Source organism: Gloeotrichia echinulata CP02 (genome assembly GCA_038087035.1).
In the GTDB taxonomy this organism is placed as follows: Bacteria; Cyanobacteriota; Cyanobacteriia; order Cyanobacteriales; family Nostocaceae; genus Gloeotrichia; species Gloeotrichia echinulata.
This window is the reverse complement of the sequence record CP051187.1, coordinates 166,071-192,820: the sequence shown is the minus strand read 5'-3', so window position 1 is coordinate 192,820 and position 26,750 is coordinate 166,071. Positions and strand designations below refer to the sequence as shown.

Genomic DNA, 26,750 nt, shown 5'->3' with positions numbered 1-26,750 from the left:
TCTACTTCCTCTTGAAACTGGAAGTGCAATTGTTAACCTAATTCTGGTTGTTGGGCTATTAATTTGGCTTGCTGCTTAAAATCATGAGGTAGCGATCGCACTAATTTATTAAATACTAAACGAATTTCTTGCTCTAGTTCGTCGGGTATATCATCACTGAGTTTACGCGCATGGCGATAGGCTTCACCCAAGGATTTCATAAATTTTGTTCTAGGTTCTGGTTCTGGTTGTTCTCCACAAAAAGGGGCGGAAATACTTTCAAAGCCATTAGATGTGATGGCGATAGCTCTAGCGTTGCAAGCTCCTTCTAATCTGCCACATGAGCGTAACAAATGAATCAGTCTTTCGGTATATGATGAAGCCTGACAGAGTTTGAATAATGGTTTATCTATACCACTAAATGCTAAGAGATGATTTTTGATATTTGATGATAGTAAAAATTCCTCACCTTCAACTTTAGCGCAAACTCTAGAAAATACCCCACGGGCATCAATATATCTAGCATAACGGTTAATTTCTTCACGGTGCGGTGTTTCGGTTCTAAAATCTGCCAATTTCCTTGGTGCATTATAAGAGAACTCTAAACATAGCAAAGAAGGCTGAATTTTTTTACGTTTATTTTCCTTTACTTGCAACCATAAAAGAAAATCGGCTCTAGCTGGTTGTCCTCTATTGACTAATGCTAAATCTAGGTTTCCTGGAAGGTTAAACGCCTGTTTAAATTCCCGCGCCGTTGTTTCTGTTTCTTCGTCACGTTGTATATACTGTCCAGGAAGCACCAACGGACACCAAATCGCTTCCAACTCTAGTTGATTGCTGGGACTTTGTTTGAGGTATTCCCGTATTGCTGTCCAACCTAAACCATAGCCGAGTACGAACACATGACGCACCATTGTTCCTACCCATTCTTTAGCGTTTGAATCTGTCAAATTGAAGGTTTTCACCAGTTGGTTGTAAATATCTCCATTCCTAACAGTTTGCCAAGGTTTGAGAACGGGATGTTGACTACTCAACAATTCTTGATGAATTAGCTTTTGCAGTACACCGGTTCTTGCGTACTTAACGTGCTAAATTTTTAATTACAGTCGATAACTTTGTTTTAAAATCAAGGCTTACAGGCGCTTATAGCCAAAATTTTAATCATCAGACCTAAAAGGCAGTAAATAATGGCTGTCATCTTATCCCAGCAAGGATTTCAAGCTTATTTTTCAACATATTTAGCACGCTAAGTACGCAAGAACCATGATCATCCCCAATCCCCAATCCCCAATCATGTCCATTATAGTCTTCGGCAGCATTAATATAGACTTAGTAGCCACCGCACCCCGCCTACCACTCCCAGGAGAAACCTTGTTAGGAGAAGACTTTATTAAAGTACCAGGAGGCAAAGGTGCAAATCAAGCCGTAGCATTAACCCGCTTGGGAATTCCTACCCAGATGGTGGGACGTGTAGGCGCAAATGGTTTCGCTACAGAACTGATTGAAAATTTGCAAAATTCTGCTGTACAAACCAATAATATTTTTGTGGATGAAACGGTTAGTTCTGGCGTCGCCATGATCACTGTAAATCATGCAGGTGAAAATCAAATTGTGGTAATTCCCGGTGCAAATGGGCGAGTCAATCAGGAAGATGTACAAAGATTATCTCATTTATTACCAGGAAGTTCAGCGCTGCTTTTACAATTAGAAATTCCCATCTCTACTGTAGTTTCTGCTGCTAAAGTTGCAGCATTAGCAGGAGTAAAAGTAATTCTCGACCCCGCACCAGCACAATCTGATTTACCAGATGAACTTTACCCGTTAGTGGATATTATGACACCAAATGAAATTGAAGCCGGACAGTTGGTGGGTTTTCCTGTAAATGACCCACAGTCAGCAGCAAAAGCAGCTGCAGTGTTATTGCAACGGGGTGTGAAATGTGCGATTATCAAACTCGGTGCTAAAGGTGTTTTCTGTGCAAATGCTGAAGCAAGTTTTTTTGTCCCTGCATTCGTAGTAAATACAGTTGATACAGTCGCCGCTGGCGATGCTTTTAATGGTGGTTTAACAGCCGCACTTTACGAAGGACTTTCTTTACATCAGGCGGTGATTTGGGGTGCATCTGCGGGTGCTTTAGCTACTACAAAACTCGGCGCACAAACTTCTTTACCTGATAGGTTGACTTTTGATGCGTTTCTCAAGGAGAGGGGAGTTTAATTTACCACAGAGGCGCAGAGAACGCAGAGACAGGAGATAGGAATTAACAAAAAAAATGACAACTAACTATTTCCCAATATCCTCATTCCACAGTTCAGAATTAGTTTCAATAAATTCACTCATCATCTGTTCGCATTCATCAAGATTGAGATCAATTACTTCCACACCATGAGATACCATAAATTCTTTGGCACCAGGAAAAGTTCTCGATTCTCCGGCGATGACTTTTTTAATGCCAAATTGTACCACGGCGCCAGCGCACAAATAGCACGGCATTAAGGTTGAATATAATGTTGTACCTTTGTAATTGCCTACTCTACCTGCATTGCGGAGACAATCGATTTCGGCGTGGGTGACAGGATCACCGTCTTGTACGCGCTTGTTGTGTCCTCTGCCGACGATTTTACCATCCTTGACGAGAACGGAACCGATGGGAATTCCGCCTTCTTGTCTACCTTGCTTTGCTTCTTGAATTGCAGCCTGTATAAATTCATCCATTACTGAATTCTCCTTCTATGTCAAAACAATTGGTATTAATGGACCACGATGGTGGTGTAGATGATTATCTGGCAACAATGCTGTTGTTGACGATGGATCATATTGAACTTCTTGGTGTCGTCGTCACTCCAGCTGATTGTTATGTGCAACCCGCTGTCAGTGCGACACGTAAAATTCTAGATTTGATGGAATTTTCTCATATTCCGGTTGCAGAAAGTACAGTGCGGGGTATAAATCCTTTTCCTACTCTCTATCGTCGCGATTCGTTTATTGTTGACCATCTTCCCATTCTCAATCAACGTGAAATCATTAACACACCCCTGGTTGCTGAAACAGGTCAAGATTTTATGATCAGAGTATTGCGTGAAGCATCTCAACCAGTTACGCTGATGGTTACTGGACCATTGACGACAGTAGCAGTAGCACTAGAAACAGCACCAGATATTGAAGCGAAAATTCAAAAAATTGTCTGGATGGGTGGTGCGTTGAATGTCTCTGGGAATGTGGAAAAAAGTTTAGAAGCAGGACAAGATGGTTCTGCTGAATGGAATGTGTATTGGGACCCAATTTCAGCCGCACGAGTTTGGGAAACCCAAATTGAAATTATTATGTGTCCTTTGGATTTAACTAACAATGTGCCCGTGACATCAGAATTAGTGCAAAAAATGGGGCGACAACGCCACTATCCTTTATCTGATTTTGCCGGACAATGTTATGCATTGGTTATTCCTCAAGATTATTATTTTTGGGATGTACTCGCAACGGCTTATCTGGGACAACCGGAATTTTATAAATTGCGCGAATGGGAAACAGAAATTATCACGGCTGGTGTCAGTCAAGGGCGGACTAAAGTAGTCTCTGGTGGTCGTCAGATCTATGCTATGGATCAGGTAGATAAAGAGGCTTTTTACGCTTACATCTTGCAGCAATTAGCAAGGTAAATTTGAGAATTTAGGGACTCACAAATTAAACAATATCCCATTTTTAGGGTGCGTCAGTAGCGAGAATCCCTGGAAATACCCATAAATTATTGGTACTGATGCACCCTACTAAGTAAGTCGGCGCGAAAAAACAAAACTATACGTAAATATCCCTGAAATGCTTCCCAATGACAAATGAAAAATGACCAATGACAAAGAGTAATGAGTAATGAGTAATGAGTAATGAGTAATGAGTAATGAGTAATGAGTAATGAGTAATGAGTAATGAGTAATGAGTAATGAGTAATGAGTAATGAGTAATGAGTAATGAGTAATGAGTAATGAGTAATGAGTAATGAGTAATGAGTAATGAGTAATGAGTAATGAGTAATGAGTAATGAGTAATGAGTAATGAGTAATGAGTAATGAGTAATGAGTAATGAGTAATGAGTAATAGACATCTCCGAAAAATGCTAATACCCTTCTATGACTGGCTTTTAACAGGCGATGCCTGCGGCGGGCGTAGCCATCGCCAATGGTAAATATCAGCAACTCTCAACGCCAAAATAAGGGTTTGAGACAGTTTGTGTTGATAATCAGGTATAACTGAGTATTTATAAACGCCTATTTTCATGAAAGAAAAATCGTCCCATTTTATATTTATAAAACCAAGGCTCCTATTCGCAATCTTACAAGCCCACATATTGTCATAATTATTTGTTCGTATTTACTTGTATTTAATCTGAATCTTTCAGATGCCACTCTAAATATCTTAATTACACGAATCAAATGTTCAACAAATATTCGTTCAGATGCAATTACTTTATTTTTCTCTTTTTCTGACCGAGTTAATTCTCCTTTTTTTGGCTTTTTTGTCGGAGTTTTAATCGATGCTTCTCCTTCATAACCTTTATCTCCTTTAAACTTTTGATGAGGATTAAATGCATTCTGCCCTGAGCGAAACAAATTTATATCACTTTTTGGTCCTGGTTCTCCCGCGATTACATCAACAATATCTTTGCCATCTGGTAAAACAGTAATTTGGTTTTTAAAGGTATGGTGCTTTTTCTTGCCTGAGTAATACTTGGACTGCTCTTTATAGTCGCCTGGTCGCTCTCTAGCCTGTTCCGAAGTATCTACTATTAGTTCATAGTCGGTTAGGATTTCTTGCACTACCTCGTAATCACTGATGTTTTTTTTTACCTGTTGAAGTAAACTTGATGGCAGGATTTGTTGTAGGATTGGGAACCAGTAGTTAAATGTATCGTTTGCGGTTGATTCACTCACTCCAAACTGGATACCTAACAATTGAAATGTTGTTAAATGTCGTAAATATATCAAAGTTAAAAGAATTTGCTCTTCTGTTGATAGCTTTACCTTACGACCGCCCCCTTTATTTATGATTCTAACTTTCTTCGCTTCGATGTCCTGTTGCTTTTGGGTATGTAAGGCTATCGCCTGGTTTATTAGTTGTTCTAGTTGCTCATACTTTAGACCAACTAATCGCTGGGTTTCCTGGGAGTTATTTTTAATGTAACCTAATACGTCACTCATGTTCTTGTGGTAAAAAACTTAATTGTATACCCTTCTACCACAGAATGTTTCTATTTTGGAGATATCTAATGAGTAATGAGTAATGAGTAATGAGTAATGAGTAATGAGTAATGAGTAATGAGTAATGACAAATGACAAATGACAAATGACAAATGACAAATGACAAATGACAAATGACAAATGACAAATGACAAATGACAAATGACAAATGACAAATGACAAATGACAAATGACGAAGAAAGCAAGTATCGTTCAATAGCAGCCCTACTTATGCAAGAGTGTCAATATTACCAGCCTTGAGAAAATTTAAACCTAAAAAAATAGCTGCAATGCTACCAGCAACAGAAATTTCACCTTGAGAAATTTTATCTACAACTGATTCTACAGGAATGAATACAACTTCGATTTCTTCTGTATTGTCTAGATTTTGCTCTCCAGCTTTGATGACATTTTTTGCTAAAAACAAATGTATTTGGTTAGTGTCTTTACTAGGTTTATCATAGATGGTTGCGATTTTGCTAATTTGTTGGGCAATATAACCAGTCTCTTCTTGCAGTTCTCTGGTGGCTGCTACTTCCGCACTCTCTTGTGCTGGATCAAAAAGACCAGCTGGTAATTCTAAAAAGAATTCACCTACTGCATGTCTGTATTGTCTGACAAATATAATCTCCTGGCTACTGGTTACAGGTAAGACCATTGCAATATCTGGTTTAATGCTGACAAAATAATCATCTATAATTTTACCATTAGGTAATTCTATTTCATCTTGCCTTACCTGACACCAGCGATGATCCAAGACCATTTTCGATTGCAAAATTTTCCATTTTTTCATGTTTTTCATCAACTAGTACAAGGGGACAAAAATTTGGATAAAAATTTGGACATCCCAGTCTTGAATGTAAAAAAGTATAACAGATGTCTCAAATAATCAAAACTTCGTACTTACACTGTTTTTTGGCTAGACTCTAGATTCAGTAAACTTATGCAAATAAATGGTAAAATATTTACCGTCAATAAGCGGTTCCCTTTGACTATTAGTCGCGGTACAACGGCACAAACGACAAATCTCTGGGTAAGTATTTCCCAGGATGGGATCGAAGGTTGGGGCGAAGCGTCGCCGTTTGGTGTCGGGAATCATCGACAATCAACTGATACCATCAAAGATGCCCTGCAACAAGTCATCCCCATGTTGCAAACATTCCACCCGCTACAGCGGCAGCAAATTGAGCAAGTGTTAAAATTAGCACAGATTCCTTCGTCAGTCAGCGCAGCAATCGATATTGCCTTACATGACTGGCTAGGAAAGCATGTAGGATTACCACTGTGGCAACTCTGGGGACTTGATCGCCAACTAATAGTCCCAACTTCGGTGACAATTGGCATTAATTCTCCTGAAGGTGCTAGGAAGAGGGCGCGGGATTGGCTACAATTTACCGATGTCCGCCTGTTCAAGGTGAAGTTGGGTAGTCCCGATGGTATAGACGCAGATCAAAAAATGCTATTAGCAGTGCAAGAAGAAGCACCTGGTACAGAGTTCTTTGTTGATGCAAACGGGGGTTGGAGTTTAGCAGATGCAAAACAAATGTGTAAAAGGCTTGCTGATTTAGGGATAAAGTATATAGAACAGCCACTGCCACGGGGACAAGAACAAAGTTTAGCCGAACTTAAGGCCCATTCACCCCTGCCTATTTTTGTTGATGAAAGTTGCTTCACCAGTTACGATATTCCCCATCTAGCAAATTACGTGGATGGCATTAATATCAAACTGATGAAATCGGGAGGCTTAACCGAGTCCATGCGGATGGTACATACAGCACGAGCCTATGGATTACAAGTAATGTTCGGCTGCTATTCCGACAGCTCATTAGCCAATACAGCCGCAGCGCAGTTGGCGCCACTAGCTGATTATCTCGATTTAGACAGTCACCTTAATTTAATCGATGACCCCTTCACCGGTGCATCGGTACAAGATGGCAGAGTTTTGCCCAACGATTTACCTGGCTTGGGGGTACAATATAGTGCGTTTGCCGCTTAATCAACGAATAGCTATTCTGCTACATGAAGGAATTACTGGGACTCAAGGCAAAACAGGGCTGTCACTTTTACGCTATAGTGAAGCCCCAATAGTCGCAGTCATCGATCGCGAAGCTGCTGGTAAATCCTTGGAGGAATTAACAGGTATCAAGCGTCATGTGCCGATTGTTCCATCGGTAGGCGCAGCCCTAGAGTATAAGCCGGAAGTCTTAGTTATCGGTATTGCCCCCAAAGGCGGTGTTGTCCCAGATGATTACTGGCCGGAGATTAAAGATGCTCTAGAAGCTGGAATGTCGCTGGTCAATGGTTTGCATATACCATTGGCAAACATACCACAGTTAAATGCACTACTGAAACCGGGACAAATAATTTGGGATGTCCGCAAAGAACCACCTAATTTAGGTGTTGCTAGTGGTTTGGCTCGCACCCTCCCCTGTCGCCGGGTCTTGACAGTGGGCACCGATATGGCTATTGGCAAAATGTCTACTAGTTTAGAACTACATTGGGCTGCGAAACTGCGGGGCTGGCGTTCTAAATTCCTCGCCACAGGTCAAACAGGTGTGATGTTAGAAGGGGATGGTGTCGCCTTAGATGCTGTGCGGGTAGACTTTGCTGCTGGTGCTGTGGAACAGATGGTCATGCGCTATGGGAAAAATTACGACATCCTCCAAATTGAAGGACAAGGTTCACTGCTGCACCCTGGTTCAACAGCCACCCTACCCCTCATCCGTGGTTCCCAACCGACCCAACTCGTACTAGTGCATCGCGCCGGACAAACTCATAACCGCAATAATCCCCATGTACCAATTCCTACCTTACCAGAAGTCATCCATCTTTATGAAACTGTTGCTAGTGCTGGTGGTGCCTTTGCACCAGTACCCGTAGTTGGTATAGCATTGAACACGTATAAATTGAGTGAGGCTGCGGCGTTGGAGGCGATCGCCCAAACCACAGCCGAGACTGGTCTACCCTGTACCGATGTCGTGCGCTTTGGTGCAGGTGTGCTATTGGATGCGGTGATGCGGAGCTAGGTTATAGCTTTTTCTGATCACATGAGGTACATCAGAGCAAGCTCTTCCCTTGCTCTGATTATTTTGGGTGTGGGGAAAAAACCAGCATCTTCATGAATCAAAAGCCAAAATTTTGCGTCACTTCAATTATCAGTACGCCCTATCATATTTTTGGTTGAGGATTATATATGTCATCACAAGCGCTGAAGTTTGTGCTTTTGAGCAGTTTGGGTTTATCCTGCTTTTTCAGCAATTATGTAGCATTAGCCCAGGTTGATTCTTCTGGTGCGGTGGTGGTGCCAACAACAGGCGACCCATCCATCCCCACAAGGCCATCCACACCGACAGGATCATCTACAAACACAACCACTTACCCTACTGCTGACAGTGCGGCGCGGTTTAGCTGTCAGTATACCAATGGTCAGTATACCGTAATGTATCAGCCACAAAGTCAACCAGGTCAATACTTTCCTTGGGCTGCGCCGGCAACTTTGGGTGGTGGTTGGAATCCCCAAAAGCGCTGTGAAACAATCGCCAGTCGCTTGGAATCCTATCGCAGCGATGGACTACAAGAACTTCAGACCTCTGTAGCAAATAACGAAAACATTATCTGTGTCACCACTGAAGCTAACCCAAGCTGTAGAATTGTCTTGACTGTACCTCCGGGGAAAGACCCCTATGTGGTTCGCAATAGCGTATTCCAAAACTTAACTACTGCTGACAGTGGACAGCAAACCATAGCTGTTAACACTTATCGTAGTAGCGATCGCTCAGGAGTAGGCGAAATATACAACTTAGGTCGCTCAATTCTCGGTAGTGGTAGAAATCGGGTCAGTTCATCTAATACTGGCATCAATCTTAAACCTTTCCTCGATCGCAAAGATGGTGGCGATGGTACTGGACTCAAGAACGGCGTCGCCATTCGTTCCGGTGCCAATAGCCAATCCACTGTTCGTCAAAGATCCAATATCAATAGCCCCAATCCTAGACTCGATCCCAATAGATTCCGCCGTTAAAGATCTTAAAGGTTGCCTCTACCGCTATCATTAAATCAGAAACCCATAAACAAATTCCTCAAAGCTGACGTTAGTGAAGGTCAAAAATGGTAATGGTGGTTGTCGTCATTAACACCCTGATGTCAGGGATATTGCTGTACGTGGCTTGGCGAATATGGAAACTGAAACAGCGCATAGGGCGGATAGCAGATAGATTAACCGCCTATGAACGTTGTAGCCATGCCCTGCTGGATCAAGCACCCGAAAATATTTATATTAACCAGCAGAGTCTTTATTACCTGGGGCAAAGAAACCAAGCCCTACAGGTGCAAATCCAACAAGTGCGGCAAATTGTTAGCCTGCTGCTTTTAGGACAGCAAATCTGGCGGCGGTTTGGTAGGACAGGGTTTGTTAAAAAATGAGAAATTGACGCTGGTGATTTTTCTTGTTGAATGTCAGCAAAACAGAGCTAGTCCTAAGTTGACAATTTTATAGACAAAGTTATACATATATTGACAAATATTGAGAAAAATCAAGAGATTTTAGTTGAAAAAATCAAATACTTGATATATAATATTTAAGATATTAAGTATTGAATAAGACTATTGCCGACGCGAAAACCAAGCAATGATAGTGATAGTCTTTTTGAAAATCTTAACCCTTCGGCTTCCCTACGGGACGCTGCGCGAACGCTCAGGGTTAAAGCCAAGCACAGGCGAGGCTTAAGCATTAGAAAGATGGCGTTGGGCTACAGCGTTTAAGTCTACTGTAGCTTGCTTCCCGAAGGGTGGGATAACCGCTCCCATGCTCCCGCTGAAGTAGAAAGTAAAGTCTAGCTTTGTCTAGGTTTTATGTAGCAGCTAGAATACTAAATGTCAATAAATGCAGTAGGATAGGCTCAATCCAAACTAAACACTTGTGGACTTTTTGCAATAGACTTGCCTAGTTGTTCACCCTTGGCACTCCCGAAAGCGAGTGTGGCTGGAATACTCTTTCTCAAGCAGTCGCTAGCGCAGCGTCACGTCCGCTGAAAGCTTCAAGAAGAGAAAGGAAACACAAGGGTAGCAAAAATTGTCAAAGGATCTCCAAAGATGTCTAGTAAATCAAGAGCAAATAAACAATGTCTAACAACCGTTCTGGAGTATTTATTGGCGGTTTAATGCTAGGAGCAACCATCGGTGCTTTGACCAGTTTACTCGTCGCTCCACGCACAGGGCGCGAAACCCGGAAAATTCTGAAAAAATCTGCTGATGCTCTACCAGAATTGGCAGAAGATTTGTCAACAACTGTGCAAATTCAGGCGGACCGTCTCTCTGCAAAAGCACTGAGAAACTGGGATGAGACCTTAGAGCGACTACAAGAAGCGATCGCCGCTGGTATAGATGCTAGTCAGCGATCAAACCAAGTCTTGAAGCGCCAAAATTCTGTAGACAATAGGACTGCTGATTCTCAAAGACCAGAAAACTCTGATTCTCTTCCCCAACATCTAGAACGCTCATAAATGTCATAACCGTGATGGACCCACTGTTTTGGCTGGGACTATCCTTACTCTTAGTCGCCACCAGTCTGACCGCTGTTTTGGTAGCGGCTATACCCGCTCTGCAGGAGTTAGCACGGGCTGCTCGCAGTGCCGAAAAGCTATTTGATACCCTCTCACGCGAGTTACCGCCTACTTTAAATGCTATCCGCACAACTAGCATAGAAATGACTGATTTAACCAATGATGTCAGTGAAGGGGTCAAAAGTGCCGGCAAAGTTGTTCAACAAGTGGATCAAAGCCTAGATAGTGCCAAAAAACAAGCTGAAAATATCCAAGTAGGCACACGCAGTATTTTAGTAGGTGTGAAAGCTGCCTGGAAAACTTTCACCCGCCAAAAATCTCCCAGGCGCACCGTTGAACGTCTCCCAATAACTGAAAAACCACCCCTGACACTCCAAGAACCAGAAGCACTCACACAGGAAAATCGCCGCACAAAAACCCAAGCCATCCCCAGTAATGATGGTTACAGTGATTCTGCTAAGTGGGAAGACAGTTTTGATGATGAGGGTTGACGGTTGACGGTTGTCATTTGTCATTTGTCATTGGTCATTTGTCATTTGTCAATAGTTATGCAGATTGCTTTTGCAGCGCTTCGTAGCTGGGCTGCGATCGAGGGCGAATTCCGCCCAGCGGTACTACATTAAATCGGTTAGATTAGAATAAAGTAAAGAAGTGTAAAGAAGTATCACTTTTCGCGTATTCTTTTAAAAACACTTGTTCACGTTTACCATTGAGATCTTATAAAAACGTCCATGCAGTCTTGTTTTTGGCGACGAATTCTGGTATCTATTGCAGTATTTTTCTTGGCTGGGTCAATGTGGGTCATGCATTCTCCCCCAGCGCTGGCTTATGACAATCCTGAGTTATTACCGGACACATTTACCCCAGTTGTAGACTTAGCTAAATCACTCCCAGAACTACAAGAAGAAAAGCTTGTCAAGGATTTAGCGCAATTTGAAACCGATACTGGTTGGAAACTGCGAGTATTGACCCAATATGACCGCACCCCTGGCCGCGCAGTGATCAATTATTGGGGTTTGGACGATAAAAGCATTCTGCTAGTTGCTGACTCCCGTGGGGGTAACATCCTCAGTTTTAGTGTCGGTGACGCAGTTTATGAACTTTTACCCCGGACTTTCTGGATAGAACTGCAAACTCGCTTCGGGAATTTATACTTTGTCCGAGAACAAGGCGAAGACCAAGCAATTCTCCAAGCCTTAGAATCGGTGAAAGGCTGTTTGCTGAAGGGTGGTTGTAATGTCGTTCCCGGATTACCACGGGAGCAATGGATTCTCACCCTGATTACCTCAGTCATTGGTGGAGTGGTTTGCGGATTTGCAGCTCAACCCCGCACCGATAAACAAGTTTTTGCTTGGCAATGGGCTTTAATTTTCTCACCTTTATGGGGAATTTTGTTTATTGCTTTTGGTATTGGTCCAGTAGTAACGCGCACGAGTGAATGGCTACCTCTAGTTCGCAATATCGCTGGCTTTTTTATGGGTGCTTTAGTTGCTTACCTTTCCCCAGTTTTTGGTCGGCCACCTTCTACTGCTGAGTGAGCAGGTGGAAGTGAGGACAATACTGCGTAGGTTAAGCCCGAAAACCCGCCCAGAACTAAAGTAGGGGCGCAAGGCCTTGCGCCCCTACAGTTATAAAAATAACCCGATAGGCGCAAAACCCTACGTCTTTTAGACTCCGGATGTAGCGCCAACAGCGTGTCGTTAGACAAAGCGAAACTTACTCAGTCGGGGTAGTGTCAAGAGTGAAGATCTGATAAGCTTTGACATACTCCCTGATCTGAAAGTTCAGGGATTCTGGATTCAAACAGCAATAGCAGGCATAGCCCGTCTTACATCACCTAGCCCGACAGACAATGCCCTGCCTGTTGCCACTATTTTACCAAAAAGCCGTCCTAGAAGGACGGGGCTTTAGACCCAGTTTTTTTGGTAAGCTGATATTTGACACTCTCCTGCCTTTAGGCGAGGAGATTCTTTAAAAGGAGATACCAGGAATGGCATTGCTCGTACCACAACTCCCAGAACCGTTTACCCGTATCCCGGTGTCGTGCGATGCGCGGTGTCAATTGCGCCTACTCCCTCCAAGCAGTGCGTAAACTGCCCATTGGGTCTATTTATCGTATGCTTGTTACTCACTCACTTAATTGTCCTTGCTTGTGGGGGCTGGGACTGGAGTACAGAGTACCGAATTACCCATGTAGAGTAACAGCCTTTTAACCAGAACGTCCCGCCACTGGGAGTTTCACCCACCAATTAAGGTCCTAGTGGCTGTGCTGATTATACCATGTAAAGCCGTCCTAGAAGGACGGGGTTTGGGACCCATTTTTCTGATGAGAAGTGCAATGACAATGGAATGGCACCTAACTGATGCTCAAAGTTTGGCAATCATTGATAGTGAAATTGGCGATCATGTCTTTTCACCCGCAGAGTATGAAATTGTGCGCCGGGTGATATACGCGACGGCTGACTTTGAGTATAAGTCTTTAATTCACTTTTCCGAGCGTGCTTTACAGGCGGGGGCTGCAGCATTAGCAGCGCGTACCACTATTATTGTAGATGTGCCGATGGTACAGGTAGGTATTAGCTACGAGATTCAAAGTACTTTTGCTAATCCAATATATTGCAGTATGGAAGCCCTGACGCGCCCCCAAACAGAACAAACTCGTGCCGCATGGGGAATTGAAACTCTAGCCAAGCGTTACCCAGAGGGGATTTTTGTGGTGGGTCAGGCGCAAACAGCATTGACAACACTAGTAGATTTAATTGCGGCTGAAGAAATTCAACCAGCTTTGATCATTGCTACCCCAGTGGGATTTGTGAATGTGGATGCTGCTAAAGAAAGTTTGCAAGATTCTCTGGTTCCACACATTACTATTGACAGTCGCAAAGGTAATGCGGTTGTGGCAGCTGCGATCGTTGATGGTCTGGTAGACTTGGCTTGGCAAGCCTATGGCAAAGATGGGAATAGGGCGAAATGAAAAGAAGTTAGTACTTTGTTAAATGTATGCCGCATCTATCGCTGGCACAAGTATTTGATGCATTAAGCTATTACTGTGATCATCAGAGCGAGATCAACGATTATAGCAACCGCCAAAGTGCTTAGGACATTATAGCGTTTCTCGCCCTAGTGAGGTACATCGGTAAGGGCACGGCAGTGCCGTGCCCCTACATCGCGTGATACAATTTTGTACCTCATCTGAATAGGAAGTGCTATAACTGATGATAAAACCTAGACACAATCAGACTTGTAACCCAGTCCCCAGCGATGCACTGAGCGGTCGTTGTGTCCCCAGTCCCCAGTCCCCTGCTATATATCGAACGTAACCGAATTCCCGATCAGTTGATTGACCCTTTAGTGAGAGATTTATGAACAACTTGTTCATCAATAATCCTCTTCCCGACGCCGACGCCTACGGGGTCTATCGTCTTGGTCATCACGCAAGCGACGACTTACTTCATTGAAGAAATCTTGCCTTACATAGGGATAATCGCTAACCCATAAATCACGAGTGGGAATGTAAAGATCACTGAATTGTTCAATTCTACTCAAATCTGGACTATTTGACATCACCACCATTTCGGCAATTTGACCCCGTGCAATGACTTTGTAGGCTGAACGCAGTGGGGCTTCAAACTCAATAGTAAAACCCGTGTCATCTCCTACTTCTAAGTTAATCCGTTTTTCGCGGTTTTCGACAATTACCAAATCCCCTTTATTGTTAACCGTTTCCTGTTTACCTATCAACTGGTCTGTGATCCACCAATCGAGTATTCGACCTCTAAAAAAGCCGCTGTACTTGTAACGGCGGCATTTTGCATTCCGCAGACTTGCTTGAAATACTGGATACCACAGCCAGTAAAAAGCGCCCATCATCGCCAGCACAAATACTATCAGGTCTAACTCAATTTTGAAGAAGGTTTTTACAAGCAGAATCACAACTATGGCGACTACAGAAATCAATATCCGCTGGATAAAATAGGAAAACTTACCCCAATAGTACTTGTACTGGGGACCAGTGGCAATTAGGGGGATGATTTGCTCGAATTTTTGGCGAGTCAGTGGGACTAACATGAGTGCTGCGTGCTGAGTTTTCAGTTTAGAGTATCTTTTCTAATCCATATACTAACGACTTTAGCTGTAAGACTTTGCGAATTGCTAGTAACACTCCTGGCATATAGCAGGCGCGATCGCTCGTATCATGGCGTAAAGTATAGATTTGACCCGCTGCGCCAAAAATCACTTCTTGATGGGCTATCAGTCCCGGTAGGCGCACGCTGTGAATCCGAATTCCTTCGTCGGCGAGGCTACCTCTTGCACCTGGGATTTTTTCGGTTTCTTCTACCAACTGTGGGTTAAATGTTTTACCCAATTCAGCCAGTAGTTCAGCGGTTTGAATCGCTGTACCGCTTGGTGCATCAGCTTTTTGGTTGTGATGCAGTTCAATAATTTCCACGTGATCAAAATATTGGGATGCTGTGACGGCTGCTTGCTGCAGTAGCACTATCCCAATCGAGAAGTTAGGAATAATTAGACAGCCTGTGCTAGCTTTATCAGCAAAGTCTGCCAAATTTTGAATTTGTTCGGGACTTAATCCTGTGGTGCCAACAACCGGACGAATCCCGTAGGCGATCGCACTGCGAATATTATCATAAATTGAATCTGGGTGGGTAAAATCTACCATCACTCCCGCAGGTGCGTTTCTATCCCCAGCCACATAGCCGAGCATCGGTTCTAATTGATTAGTAATTGGGATTTCCAGAGGTTCGCTTAAACCAGCCAATTCTCCGGCGTCTTTACCTTGATGTTCTTCATTGCGGTCTATTGCACCCACTAGGTTTAAATCTGGTGCTTGTGCTACTGCTTTGACCACCTCGCGGCCCATTTTACCAGCAGCACCGTTAACAATCACTGGGATTGGAGCTTGATTCATAATAATAGTTCTAGCCGAATTTTATTAAATCACAAACGAATTGTATAACGCAATTCGCCCGATTCTGTCGGCTACTGGCTCCTTAGACCCCTCAATTTATCAGCCTGGGTCAATCAAACACTGGCGACCAAATATCAGCGATCGCCACTTCCCAACCAGGAATTAAATCTGGAAGTTTCAACACATCACCATCCCGTAATATCTCTGTTTCACCAGTACGGTAAACTTCGATAGTTCTAGTTTTGGGGTCAATTAAAATTCCGATTTGAGTACCAAGGCTGATAAACTCCTGAATTTTTTGACGCAGTTTATCTAAGGAATCGGTTTTAGACCTAACCTCCACAACTAAATCGGGAACCAATTCTGCATAATCTTCTGTGGAACGTTTGAGCTTCTCTGCTCGCACAAATGATACATCAGGAGCGCGTAAATCTGTGTTAGGCAATCTGAAGCCTGCACTGGAACCAACTACACGTCCCAGCTTACGTGGTCTTACCCAATTCCGCAACAAGGATGCAAACTCCGTTCCTACTTCTTGGGACTCATAACCTGATGGACTCATGACAACTATATTCCCCTCAACCAATTCCATGCGATAGTCAGGATAAGCTGCCTGCATTTGCTCCAGGTCTTGAACAGTTAAAGACATAAGGACTCCTGAAACATCTGAATCTATCTTGCCATTTCTGGCAAAAATGTTGTGTTCATGGAATAAATTCAGATCTGAGTATTTTTTCCTAATCCGAGTTTAACATAAAAGAGCCAGAGAACTTACTCTCTGGCTCTGGACAACAGACAAAAGAACAATTACAGGAAAGACAATTTGATTGAGCAAAAACCTAGATTCTACCGATGTGATGCAGTCCTAAAACAACGCCAACACCTAAGATGTGACCAAAGGCTGTAGTTGCTAATAAGGCTGGTAAACCAAAACCACCAAATAAATTGGCTGAGGGTAGAGCAGGTCCGACGCTGGGATATTTGATACTAGACTTGCCAAAGGCAATAGCCACGATGTTGCAGAGAATGATAATTATCCCAGTTGTGGGACTCCACTCTAGGGGTGCGGTTGCAGCAGCGAGTAAGGTTGAAGTCAGCACCTGATTTGCTCCTGAAATTTATTGATTATGGAAAACAACATGTAAGTTTCTTATCAATAAATGGCGTGAAAAAGCATCATTTTGCATTAATATTTAACATCCTTGTTCATAATTCTTAATATATTTAAGTAAAGGATAGAAAGGCGCAGCGTTCCGGGAGGGTAGCAAGAATTTCACCCATTGAAGGGGTGAAAGTGTCATACTCAAAGTGATACCGATTATTTCCTGCTGCTGTTATGTCTTCTTCTCTCAATTCCTTACCACCAGCCCTGGCAAAAATCGTTCAACGCTTCCAACGGGCTTCTGACCCTAAACGACGGTATGAACAGCTAATTTGGTATGCTCAGAAACTCAAAGATTTCCCAGAATCTGATAAATTACCGGAAAATAAAGTTCCAGGTTGTGTTTCTCAAGTTTATGTCACAGCAGCACTAGATGATGGCAAAGTTTCCTATGAGGGCGATTCTGATTCGCAGTTAACTAAAGGATTAGTAGGGCTATTGATCGAAGGATTAAATGGACTAACACCCACTGAGATTATACAACTAACTCCAGATTTTATTCAAGAAACTGGATTAAATGTTAGCCTCACACCTTCCCGTGCTAATGGATTTTACAACATTTTTAAAACCATGCAAAGAAAGGCGCTGGAATGTAAGTTATAGCGGTTCAGGTACAATCGACCACCCCCAACCCCCTAAGCGCAAGGGAGTAGGGGGCTATAATCTACACCGATAAATCCGAGGGGTTCCAACTTACTGCGTAAGTTCATTCAAATAGATACAGCTAGATACAGCAGATTGCAGGTAAATGAGGTACAGATATTACAACCCACATTCCGCACCCTAGGGTGTAACATAGTATATTTACTTAAAATATTCCATTTTTACAGCTATAAATTATGCATCATAAACATGCTTTATCCGTTAAAATAAGGGAAAATTAGTATATTATGCTACTTGACTTCTCGATAAAAAACAGTAAAATACGATTGTGACCGTTGAGGGTGCGGAATGTGGGTTACAATGATTTTCAGGTAAATAGACCACGCTTTTGGGGCGCAAGGCCTAGATCCCCTACAAGGATCTGTGGTTCAAAGAAATGAAAATTGCTGTAAGTAAGATATTCTGCCAGTGGTTTGATAGTAGTACAAGCCCTCGAATGCAATAATTTAAGTAAATACACTATGATTTATAACTTAAATAAGTTCTAAGCTATACATAAACCTTGAATGGTGCTAAAAATGTCATATTTGCCCCCACAGTGTCAAAATTTAAAAGAACAAGTTGAGTTGATATTACAACTTTTACAGCAAGAAACCAGCTTGCGTTCCCATGACGTTATACCTGTGCAAACTTCTCTGAGTAAAGCAATTTCGCCAAGATTTGAAATTGTGTTTGCGGGCGCATTTAGTGCAGGTAAGTCTATGTTAATTAATGCGTTGTTAGAAAGGGAATTGCTATACAGCGCCGAAGGACACGCTACGGGTACAGAATGCAAGATTGAGTATGCAAAAGCAGATAAAGAATGTGTCGTTTTGACGTTTTTAAGTGAAGTAGAAATTCGAGAACAAGCTGTATCTTTGTGCCAACAACTAGGATTTAACACAGTAGCAAATATCAATCAACCGGATGTGATTAATTTGCTGATACAAGGTTGTACAGCTATTATTGAGCAGGAGGGTGGGGAGAATAAATCGGAAAGGGCGAAACAAGCAAAGGCATTAATATTATTGATTGAAGGATATGTGGCAAACCGTCAACATATTCATACGGTAAATAATGCCATATATTCGATGGAGCAATTTAATTTTTCTAATCTTAAAGAAGCGGCTGGATATGCGCGTCGTGGTAGCAATAGTGCTGTTTTAAAACGAATTGAATATTACTGTAATCATCCTCTATTGCAAGATGGTAATGTTATTATCGACACGCCAGGAATTGATGCGCCAGTAGAGAAGGATGCACAACTAACTTACGCCAAAATTCAAGATGCTGATACTTCGGCGGTGGTGTGTGTGCTAAAACCTGCTGCTGCGGGTGAGATGACTAAGGAAGAAACGCAACTTTTAGAAACAATGCGGGGAAATGCGGGAATACGCAATCGCGTTTTTTATATCTTTAACCGCATCGATGAAACTTGGTATAATACTCAGCTAAGGCAACGTTTGGATAATTTGATTAGTGGACAGTTTCGCGATAGTAACAGGGTTTATAAAACCAGTGGTTTACTAGGATTTTACGGTAGCCAAATTAAACAGACAAGTGGGCGCGATCGCTTTGGTTTGGATTCTCTATTTACTGAAAGTGTCAAGGCTTTGGATGCTAGGGAAGAAACGCCGCAATTTGTGAATGAGTTTAATCGCTACTGCGCCAATTCTGGTAAGTTGTCGCCAAGTAAGTTTCGCATTTCTGTGAATAGCTTTGAAACTCCCAATGAGAACTATGTCCGAATTTTAGCGGAACAAGGAACGCCGTTAATTGAGCAGCTAATTCAAGATAGTGGAATTGACGAATTTAGAACAGCTATTACTCGTTACCTGACTGAAGAGAAGCGTCCGCAACTTTTCAAGAATCTCGCCGATGATTTGGGAGATATTTGTATTAAACTGAAAAAACATTATCAGACATTACAGCGAGATTTAGAAAGTCAACCGCAAGAAATTGCGACGATGAAGGCGCAAGAGTTACAACGCCTCAACCAGCAACTACAACAAGTTGGTAAAGACTTTAGTCAGCATATGACAGAAGAAGTTAACCGCATCATTAATAATGAGTGTGATGCATTTGAAGCAGATTTTCGGCAATTACAATCAAGAATGATTCGTCGTTTAGATGAGTTATTAGATACCTTTTCTGTAGGTGAAGCTTATCGACGTGCAACTCTCAGCCATCCTCGCAACGCGACTGCGCCTTTAATTGCCATTTTAGTTGAGGCGTTTTATTATTTATCAAATCAGTTGGAAGATATTTTAGTAGCGTCTTCTGTGGAAATAATTGCTAATCTATTTCAGCAATTAATGGAAAGTATTCGTAAAACCGAATACTATCGCCAGTTATATCGCTTATTAGGTAATGATAGCGGCCTTGAACAACAGTTAAAAGCACTAGAAAAACAAGTTTCTCATGCTCTAGTGAATGCAGGTAGAGTAGAGTGCGATCGCTTTGTCAGAGAAAGTCCGAGATTTTATGATGAAGGCACTTTTTCAATATATCAGTTTCGCCAGACTTTACAGCAAACTTCTCAAGGTTACGACTGCGACAGTATGGTAGAAGCCGAACCCGCAATTAGACAGTTATTGAAATTAGATTTTGAGCCAAAAGTTTCCCAAACAATTCGCAAAAGCTTTCGCCAAACCATCAACCAAATCCTCAAAACTCAGTTATTACCAATGGCGAACCAGCAAGGCGATGAAATTTTGCAGCAGTATCCCCACGCACGTGCTTATTTAGAAACAACTCTAGAACAAGAAGCCGAAGAGAAAATTGTGAATAATCGGCGATTGTTAAATACAGTTGAACAAAAAATTGAGGCGTATAATTCAGCAGTTACCAATATAAATAGCTGTTTACAACTGATGCAGTTATATGACCATTTGCTACCTGTAATTGATAATGGTGAAGTTCTTGATAGCAGGTTTGTTAATAACGGTTTTGTGATCTCAGATGGTTTATTAGATAGTGTAGCAGAGGTTTAGACGCCAATTACAAAACATAGATGTGTGTTCATCTGTGATGATAAATAAAGTTCAGTAGGTTGGGAACCCAACCGATAGGGCTTCAGTTTTTTGGCGCTGTCTAGTGACAAATTATATTGACAGCGAATACAATTGTTGATTACAGCAGTTTTCAGGCTAATAGACTACGCGGTAGGGGTTTAGCAATGCTAAACCCCTACAAAGAATGTGGGTTAAATCGATAAAAATTGCTGTAAGTGTAGGATACGTACCTCTATTAAAAAATCGGCGTTGCACATTTATGGGATGAAAATATTACGCATGACGCGAAGCGGCTTCCCGCACTTAAGGCGCAAAGGAAAATTTATGAATAAAAATTTACAAAAATCTCGCGAAATAAGTGAGAGAATAGCAACAATAAGATGGTATGTAAATTAAAAATTATGACGAATAATATCGTTGACAGAATCCAGAAATTTAACCAAGGACGTAACCCAGAAATACTTAAACTCAAGTACAAGGCAATGCGTCATGATATTTTTAGCTTTTATCGCGGAACTTGTCACCTATTTTATGAAGACTTCCCCAAAAAGTCATCATTAAATGCAGCACCACCAGTGTGGATTTGTGGAGACTTGCATGTAGAAAACTTTGGCAGTTATAAAGGTGATAATCGATTAGTTTATTTTGATATCAACGATTTTGACGAAGCAGTTATTGCTCCTTGTACCTGGGATATAGCCCGGTTCATTACCAGTATTATCGTTGGTGCATCCACCCTGAAAGTGAATGAATCAGAGTCAGTAAATTTGTGCAATAAATTTCTAGATACCTACACCAATACCTTAGCACAAGGACAAGCTAGGAATGTGGAAAAGGAAACTTCTCAAGGCTTAGTTAAGGATTTATTAGAAAGTTTAAAGAAACGCGATCGCCCAGAATTTTTAGATAAGCGTACAGAAGAAAAGAAAGGTAAGCGTCGCTTAATTATTGATGAAAAACGTGTCAAAGAAGCCACGGAAGCAGAACAACAAAAAGTCAAAAAATTACTGGCTATTTGGCAAAAATCTACAAAGCAAGAAAATGCAGATTTTTTCAAAGTGTTAGATGTGCAGCAACGTATAGCAGGTACTGGGAGTTTAGGACTAGAACGTTATGTAATTTTGGTTGAAGGTAAAGGTTCACCTGATGGTAATTATTTATTAGATTTCAAGCAAGCACAAAATAGCTCATTACAGCCTTATTTAACTCTGCCTCAGCCCCTGTGGCAAAGTCAAGCTGCTCGACAGGTAGCTATCCAACAACGGGTACAAGGAACACCACCGGCGCTTTTAGGGGCGATAGTCGAAGGGACTCAATCTTATCTGCTACGGGAATTACAGCCAGAACAAGACAAAGTAAATCTGCAATCAGCGGATGGTAAAGTGGGACGTTTAGAAAAATTGATGCAGACAATGGGTCAAGTTACAGCCTGGGATCAATTACGCAGTGGTGGTAGACAAGGTTCGGCGATCGCCGATGATTTAATTAAGTTTGCTCATTCCCCTGATTGGCATCATCAAATTCTGGACTATGCACGCAGTTACTCTACCCAAATACAACTAGATTATCAGGAATTTAGTCAAAATTCATGAATAAAACTCCTAGAATTCGCATCCCTCCCGAAGTGAAAAAATATGTCTTCGAGCGGGATAAATGCCAATGTCAAAGTTGTGGTAAAACTACATTAGAAACCAACCTGACTATCGACCATATCATTCCCCTTTCCCGTGGTGGTCAAAATGATATCAGCAATCTCCAAACCCTCTGTAGCACCTGTAATCAGAAAAAAAACAACGACCTTGACCCCCGCTTCCGGCGTCATTTTGATCGGTAAATAAGTCGGCGCGAAAAAACAAAACTATGATTTTCACCCAATAACCACAGATCTTCGTAGGGGCGCAAGGCCTTGCGCCCCTACACCTCATCGAGGGACGCCAAAAACGCTGATTGAATTATCAATTACTCCCGAACCGCTGGAAGATTACCGTTCGCGGAGCGTCCCGTAGGGAAATAATTTTTAGCTCACGCATTCGCGGAGCGTCTCGTAGAGAAGGCGCAAAGGCGCAAAGGCGCATTCGCGGAGCGTCTGTCTTCGACACGCTACGCGAACGTAGAGAAGAAGGAAAATTATAGGTAATCTTAGACCGGGAAGGGAGTAGTTTAACTCAAGCGCTGACGCAACCACAAAGCCAGTAAAGGCAATGCTAACTTATAACCTTGCTCGGCACCATAAATTAAGCCTTTGTGCTGCAATCCACTCAAAGCACCTTGTAGGCTACCACCACGAGAAAGACCATGTTTTTGAATATATTCTTTGCTTTGAGGTCTTTCTGTAGGATCGAGAGCTAAACACTCTAATAAGTGTACTTGGTTGGGGGGGAGCAACATCAGTAATGACTCAAAGGTGATAGATAAATCTTTGAGTAATCCTTCAATTGCTTGCTCTACTTCTTGCTCAGTAATTAACCCATCAGCATAGGATAAAGTTTGCAGACGGCGAATTAATGCCATTGCATCGCCAATGTGTCCCTGTACTGCATCTAAAAATATTTGTAATGCTTTGGAACGGGAATCAAATTTTAGTTCATATTGATGCAACATCTCTCTTGCCCACAATGCTAAAACATCTCTGACTAAGGGAGGTAACTGCAAAGTTTCGACCGGAGAGTTAGTTTCATCTATATGATTAATTGTCTCGGCAATCGTCGCGATGACGACATAACTAACCTGAGTTTTCTCTTTGATTTTTCGCCTAAATGTCATTTCCCACAAACTATTGCGATCCCAAGAGCGAATGTGGGGGAAACTCTGTAAAATCAGCACCACGCGCTGATGCAAATCCACAGCTATGATTTGTGGTAATTCTAGCAATATTTCAAAGGCTTGCCATAGCTGCTTTTGGTCGAGGGAACGCAACAATTTTAGTTTACCTTCTGGATGAAAGACAAAAAACTCACTTGCAGTTTTGCTCACCCAGTTTTGCAGTTTGACGGGTTCCCAATTTTGGCTAATCGCCTCCGCCAGCAATTGTACAAATCGTTCCCCATCTATGGCACGAATACAGTCTATCTCCAGAGCGATCGCGCCGACTTCTTGAGCTGCGCCTCTGACTAGGGTACGCCGCCCACTACCAGGAACTCCCGTAATCAGCAAATCCCCATCTTGAGCCAGAACTTCGACAACGTGCTGAAATTCCCCCGAACGCCCAATTAATTGTAAAGGAGTAGACAAATCCAAATTTACCCGCCTTTCGCTTTTGATTTCAACCCTAACCGTAAGGGTCAGCATACTCACTTCCATGATCACTCAGCAAGTATTGAGGATAACTATGATATACATAATTTATTTCTTAGTGCAATTAGTTATTTAACACCAAAAATTAGTGTTATATAATTAATAACACTTTATGAAAGGGAATAAATAGTTATGGCGACTGCTGTATCTACCACCGCGCCAGAAGATAAGCAGCTGACTGTTTGGCATAGCTTAGAGACTTCCGAAGCGATCGCGCAGTTGCAAAGTGACGCTGAGTATGGCTTGAGTACCGCTACAGCCAAACGTCGGTTAACGGAAATCGGGGCGAATGAACTAACTGCAAAAAAAACCAAGCCTTGGTGGTTGAAGTTTCTGCTGCAATTTAACCAACCACTGCTGATTATTTTGTTGTGTGCGGGTTTAGTCAAAGCTGTCACTGGTAGTTTTGTGAATGCGGGAGTAATTTGGGGTGTCACAACTACCAACGCCATAATTGGATTTATCCAGGAATCGAAAGCCGAAAGTGCGATCGCCGCCCTCGCCAAAGCCATCACTACAGAAGCTACTGTCATCCGCGATGGTCAAAAATTACGCATTCCTTCGGGCGAATTAGTGCCTGGAGATATTGTATTGCTAACCTCTGGCGATAAAGTCCCAGCAGATTTACGGTTAATTCAAGTACGGAATTTACAAATAGATGAATCTGCCCTGACTGGGGAATCTGTAGCAGTAGAAAAAAACCTCAAAATTTTAAAGTCAGATGCAGGTTTAGCAGAGCGAAAAAACATGGCTTATGCCGGTGGTTTCGTCACCTTTGGCCAAGCTACAGGTATCGTAATTGCCACAGGGAACGCCACGGAGACAGGGCGCATATCCCAGTTAATGGAGCAACACACCGATATATCCACCCCTTTAACCCGAAAATTTGATAAATTCAGCCAGAGTTGGCTATATATGGTGCTAGGCTTGGCTACCCTCTGCTTTGTGGTGGGATTAAGCTTTAGAGGGTTTCAAGAAGCCTTAGAAGCGGCGGTGGCTTTAACAGTGAGTGCGATTCCTGAAGGTTTACCAGCAGTAGTGACAGTTACCCTGGCAATCGGTGTTTCCCGCATGGCACGACGCAACGCCATTATCCGCAAATTGCCGGCGGTGGAAACCTTGGGGAGTGCAACTGTGATTTGTTCCGATAAAACCGGGACTTTGACAGAAAACCAGATGACAGTACAGGCTATCTATGCAGGAGGACATCAATACACTGTCACTGGGATAGGCTACACACCAGATGGGGAAATTTTGATAGATGACAAACCAGTAGACTTGAACAGTGATAAGGGTTTGCAAGAATGCTTGATAGCCGGAATACTCTGCAACGATTCCCAGTTAGAAAAGAAAAATGGTAGGTGGGTGGTAATGGGAGATCCCACCGAAGGCGCATTAATTGCATCTGCGAACAAAGCCGGTTTCAGCCAGCCTACCTTAGCCCAGCAAATGCCTAAACTAGATGGGATACCCTTTGAGTCAGACTTTCAGTACATGGCGACTTTACACGGCACAGCCAAGGGTAATACAATTTACGTCAAGGGTTCTGTAGAGGCAATTCTGCAGCGCTGTAGCCTGATGTTGAATACTCATGGACAACCCCGCCCGCTAGATTGTGTAGAAACATTAAAGCAAACCAGCATCGAGCGGGAAGTAAATATTATGGCACGGCAGGGCTTACGGGTCTTAGCTTTGGCGAAAAAGCCCGTTAGCGATGAGCAAAATACGGTAGATCATCCAGATATTGCCACAGGATTAATTTTCTTAGGCTTGCAGGGGATGATTGATCCGCCGCGTGAGAGTGCAATTAAAGCGGTGGAAGCCTGTCAAGCAGCGGGAATTCAGGTAAAAATGATTACAGGAGACCATGCGGTAACTGCACAGGCGATCGCCCGCCGGATGGGAATCAATAAAAATGGCTCAGTTCTAGCCTTCACAGGTGCAGAACTAGCGCACATGGATAAAACAGAACTCGCCCAAGTTGCAGAGGAAGGTGTCGTATTTGCCCGCGTCGCCCCCGAACAAAAGCTACGTTTAGTCGAAGCCTTGCAATCTAAAGGCGAAATCGTCGCCATGACTGGCGATGGTGTCAACGATGCACCCGCCTTAAAACAAGCAGATATCGGCATTGCAATGGGTGGTGCAGGTACTGAAGTTGCCAAAGAGGCAGCAGATATGCTGCTCACAGACGATAATTTTGCTTCCATTGAAGCCGCTGTGGAAGAAGGAAGGGCAGTTTATAAGAACCTATTGAAGGCAATTTGCTTTATTTTGCCCGTCAACGGTGGGGAATCGATGACGATTTTGATTAGTACATTATTGGCTAGAGATTTGCCGATTTTGTCTTTACAAGTGCTGTGGTTGAATATGTTGAACTCTATCACCATGACAGTGCCTTTAGCATTTGAGCCTAAAGGACAAAACGTCATGCAACAAGCACCGCGAAATCCCCATGAGCCGTTGCTTGCTGGTAGTAGATTAGGACGAATTTTGGCAATTTCTTTGTTTAACTGGATTGTGATATTTGGGGTATTTGAATATATCCGCCAAACAACAGGTAATATTGATTTAGCGCGGACAATGGCGATTAATTCCTTAATTGCTGGGCGAATATTTTATCTGTTGAGCATTAGTCAATTAATCCCGAATTTAATTGCCAAGATGGACGGGACAATTCAAGAAAATGTGGATATTCCAGCTATTGGCTTTGGGATTTTAGGGGCGATTCTTTTGCAAATATTGTTTGCTCATGTGCCGTTGATTAATGAAGTGTTTGAAACGGCGCCATTGACTTTACAGCAGTGGTTATTCTGTTTGGGTGTGGGTTCACCGATGATTATCTGGGCGACAGTTGTTAATAAGTTCGATCCGCCGAATTAAGGTTCTTGCGTACTTACAGCCATTTTCAGGTAAATAGACCACGCTTTTGGGGCGCAAGGCCTT

At 42.6% G+C, this 26,750-nt stretch carries 28 protein-coding genes; 16 read left to right on the top strand and 12 right to left on the bottom strand.

Annotation, left to right across the window (positions count from 1 at the left end; all coding sequences use genetic code 11):
- Window positions 1–32: 32 nt before the first annotated feature.
- Window positions 33–1,013 (bottom strand): hypothetical protein, encoded by a 981-nt coding sequence (locus HEQ19_00795; protein WYL98275.1) that lies wholly within the window; start codon window positions 1,011–1,013, stop codon window positions 33–35.
- A gap of 259 nt (window positions 1,014–1,272) precedes the next feature.
- On the opposite strand from HEQ19_00795, the gene rbsK reads away from it, so the two are divergent.
- Window positions 1,273–2,196: a ribokinase gene (gene rbsK / locus HEQ19_00790; GenBank protein WYL98274.1), complete on the top strand. Its 924-nt coding sequence runs from the start codon at window positions 1,273–1,275 to the stop codon at window positions 2,194–2,196.
- A 66-nt stretch (window positions 2,197–2,262) separates the two neighbouring features.
- Here the strand turns inward: rbsK and HEQ19_00785 are convergent, their stop codons facing one another.
- A complete protein-coding gene (locus tag HEQ19_00785) occupies window positions 2,263–2,694 on the bottom strand; it encodes a nucleoside deaminase (GenBank protein ID WYL98273.1) in 432 nt (143 codons plus the stop codon).
- A gap of 17 nt (window positions 2,695–2,711) precedes the next feature.
- Here HEQ19_00785 and HEQ19_00780 point away from each other — a divergent pair, with 17 nt between their 5' ends.
- The gene (locus HEQ19_00780) at window positions 2,712–3,635 is read left to right on the top strand and encodes a nucleoside hydrolase (protein ID WYL98272.1); all 924 of its coding nucleotides are present in this window, start codon (window positions 2,712–2,714) and stop codon (window positions 3,633–3,635) included.
- Window positions 3,636–3,721: 86 nt separating this feature from the next.
- Here the strand turns inward: HEQ19_00780 and HEQ19_00775 are convergent, their stop codons facing one another.
- From HEQ19_00775 to HEQ19_00760, 4 genes are all read right to left on the bottom strand, one after another.
- Entirely contained in the window at window positions 3,722–4,075 is a 354-nt protein-coding gene (locus HEQ19_00775; GenBank protein WYL98082.1) for a hypothetical protein, read from the bottom strand.
- 199 nt (window positions 4,076–4,274) lie between these two features.
- Entirely contained in the window at window positions 4,275–5,168 is an 894-nt protein-coding gene (locus HEQ19_00770) for a transposase family protein (protein WYL98271.1), read from the bottom strand.
- Window positions 5,169–5,202: 34 nt separating this feature from the next.
- Window positions 5,203–5,424 carry a hypothetical protein gene (locus tag HEQ19_00765; GenBank protein WYL98270.1) on the bottom strand — a complete coding sequence of 74 codons (222 nt, stop codon included), beginning with the start codon at window positions 5,422–5,424 and terminating at the stop codon, window positions 5,203–5,205.
- A 12-nt stretch (window positions 5,425–5,436) separates the two neighbouring features.
- Window positions 5,437–6,009, bottom strand: coding sequence for an NUDIX hydrolase (locus tag HEQ19_00760; GenBank protein WYL98269.1), 573 nt, complete (start codon window positions 6,007–6,009; stop codon window positions 5,437–5,439).
- 141 nt (window positions 6,010–6,150) lie between these two features.
- Here HEQ19_00760 and HEQ19_00755 point away from each other — a divergent pair, with 141 nt between their 5' ends.
- From HEQ19_00755 to HEQ19_00720, 9 genes are all read left to right on the top strand, one after another.
- Window positions 6,151–7,203, top strand: a complete 1,053-nt coding sequence (locus tag HEQ19_00755) for a dipeptide epimerase (protein ID WYL98268.1) — start codon at window positions 6,151–6,153, stop codon at window positions 7,201–7,203.
- Window positions 7,187–8,233 carry a DUF1611 domain-containing protein gene (locus HEQ19_00750; protein WYL98267.1) on the top strand — a complete coding sequence of 349 codons (1,047 nt, stop codon included), beginning with the start codon at window positions 7,187–7,189 and terminating at the stop codon, window positions 8,231–8,233. The genes HEQ19_00755 and HEQ19_00750 overlap by 17 nt, the downstream gene beginning before the upstream one ends.
- Before the next feature lie 167 nt (window positions 8,234–8,400).
- Window positions 8,401–9,228, top strand: a complete 828-nt coding sequence (locus HEQ19_00745; GenBank protein WYL98266.1) for a COP23 domain-containing protein — start codon at window positions 8,401–8,403, stop codon at window positions 9,226–9,228.
- 86 nt (window positions 9,229–9,314) lie between these two features.
- Window positions 9,315–9,629, top strand: a complete 315-nt coding sequence (locus HEQ19_00740) for a hypothetical protein (GenBank protein WYL98265.1) — start codon at window positions 9,315–9,317, stop codon at window positions 9,627–9,629.
- 698 nt (window positions 9,630–10,327) lie between these two features.
- A complete protein-coding gene (locus HEQ19_00735) occupies window positions 10,328–10,708 on the top strand; it encodes a YtxH domain-containing protein (GenBank protein WYL98264.1) in 381 nt (126 codons plus the stop codon).
- 11 nt (window positions 10,709–10,719) lie between these two features.
- Entirely contained in the window at window positions 10,720–11,259 is a 540-nt protein-coding gene (locus HEQ19_00730) for a DUF948 domain-containing protein (GenBank protein WYL98263.1), read from the top strand.
- A gap of 3 nt (window positions 11,260–11,262) precedes the next feature.
- Complete coding sequence (locus HEQ19_30580) at window positions 11,263–11,391, top strand: hypothetical protein (GenBank protein ID WZI67082.1); 129 nt, start codon at window positions 11,263–11,265, stop codon at window positions 11,389–11,391.
- Between the two features lie 108 nt (window positions 11,392–11,499).
- Window positions 11,500–12,306, top strand: a complete 807-nt coding sequence (locus tag HEQ19_00725) for a TPM domain-containing protein (protein WYL98262.1) — start codon at window positions 11,500–11,502, stop codon at window positions 12,304–12,306.
- Window positions 12,307–13,112: 806 nt separating this feature from the next.
- Entirely contained in the window at window positions 13,113–13,742 is a 630-nt protein-coding gene (locus HEQ19_00720; GenBank protein ID WYM03182.1) for a precorrin-8X methylmutase, read from the top strand.
- A 261-nt stretch (window positions 13,743–14,003) separates the two neighbouring features.
- Here HEQ19_00720 and HEQ19_00710 read toward each other — a convergent pair whose 3' ends face one another.
- The 5 genes from HEQ19_00710 to psaK all read right to left on the bottom strand — a co-directional run bounded on the left by HEQ19_00710 (window position 14,004) and on the right by psaK (window position 16,795).
- On the bottom strand, window positions 14,004–14,147 hold the full coding sequence (locus tag HEQ19_00710) for a hypothetical protein (protein ID WYL98261.1): 144 nt from the start codon (window positions 14,145–14,147) through the stop codon (window positions 14,004–14,006).
- A complete protein-coding gene (locus HEQ19_00705) occupies window positions 14,147–14,836 on the bottom strand; it encodes a phosphate ABC transporter permease (GenBank protein WYL98260.1) in 690 nt (229 codons plus the stop codon). Before HEQ19_00705 ends, HEQ19_00710 begins: the two co-directional genes overlap by 1 nt.
- Window positions 14,837–14,861: 25 nt before the next feature.
- Entirely contained in the window at window positions 14,862–15,698 is an 837-nt protein-coding gene (gene dapB, locus HEQ19_00700; GenBank protein WYM03181.1) for a 4-hydroxy-tetrahydrodipicolinate reductase, read from the bottom strand.
- Between the two features lie 106 nt (window positions 15,699–15,804).
- Window positions 15,805–16,344 carry a Uma2 family endonuclease gene (locus HEQ19_00695; protein WYL98259.1) on the bottom strand — a complete coding sequence of 180 codons (540 nt, stop codon included), beginning with the start codon at window positions 16,342–16,344 and terminating at the stop codon, window positions 15,805–15,807.
- A gap of 190 nt (window positions 16,345–16,534) precedes the next feature.
- Window positions 16,535–16,795, bottom strand: coding sequence for a photosystem I reaction center subunit PsaK (psaK, locus tag HEQ19_00690; GenBank protein ID WYL98258.1), 261 nt, complete (start codon window positions 16,793–16,795; stop codon window positions 16,535–16,537).
- A 236-nt stretch (window positions 16,796–17,031) separates the two neighbouring features.
- Here psaK and HEQ19_00685 point away from each other — a divergent pair, with 236 nt between their 5' ends.
- The 4 genes from HEQ19_00685 (at window position 17,032) to HEQ19_00670 (ending at window position 22,347) form a co-directional block, all read left to right on the top strand.
- Window positions 17,032–17,460, top strand: a complete 429-nt coding sequence (locus tag HEQ19_00685) for a SufE family protein (GenBank protein WYL98257.1) — start codon at window positions 17,032–17,034, stop codon at window positions 17,458–17,460.
- 578 nt (window positions 17,461–18,038) lie between these two features.
- On the top strand, window positions 18,039–20,492 hold the full coding sequence (locus HEQ19_00680) for a dynamin-like GTPase family protein (protein WYL98256.1): 2,454 nt from the start codon (window positions 18,039–18,041) through the stop codon (window positions 20,490–20,492).
- 422 nt (window positions 20,493–20,914) lie between these two features.
- Window positions 20,915–22,105: a DUF2252 domain-containing protein gene (locus HEQ19_00675; GenBank protein ID WYL98255.1), complete on the top strand. Its 1,191-nt coding sequence runs from the start codon at window positions 20,915–20,917 to the stop codon at window positions 22,103–22,105.
- Window positions 22,102–22,347: an HNH endonuclease gene (locus HEQ19_00670; protein ID WYL98254.1), complete on the top strand. Its 246-nt coding sequence runs from the start codon at window positions 22,102–22,104 to the stop codon at window positions 22,345–22,347. Before HEQ19_00675 ends, HEQ19_00670 begins: the two co-directional genes overlap by 4 nt.
- A gap of 326 nt (window positions 22,348–22,673) precedes the next feature.
- Here HEQ19_00670 and HEQ19_00665 read toward each other — a convergent pair whose 3' ends face one another.
- Window positions 22,674–23,801, bottom strand: a complete 1,128-nt coding sequence (locus HEQ19_00665; GenBank protein ID WYL98253.1) for an ATP-binding protein — start codon at window positions 23,799–23,801, stop codon at window positions 22,674–22,676.
- Between the two features lie 138 nt (window positions 23,802–23,939).
- On the opposite strand from HEQ19_00665, the gene HEQ19_00660 reads away from it, so the two are divergent.
- Window positions 23,940–26,687 (top strand): HAD-IC family P-type ATPase, encoded by a 2,748-nt coding sequence (locus HEQ19_00660; GenBank protein ID WYL98252.1) that lies wholly within the window; start codon window positions 23,940–23,942, stop codon window positions 26,685–26,687.
- Window positions 26,688–26,750: the final 63 nt, after the last annotated feature.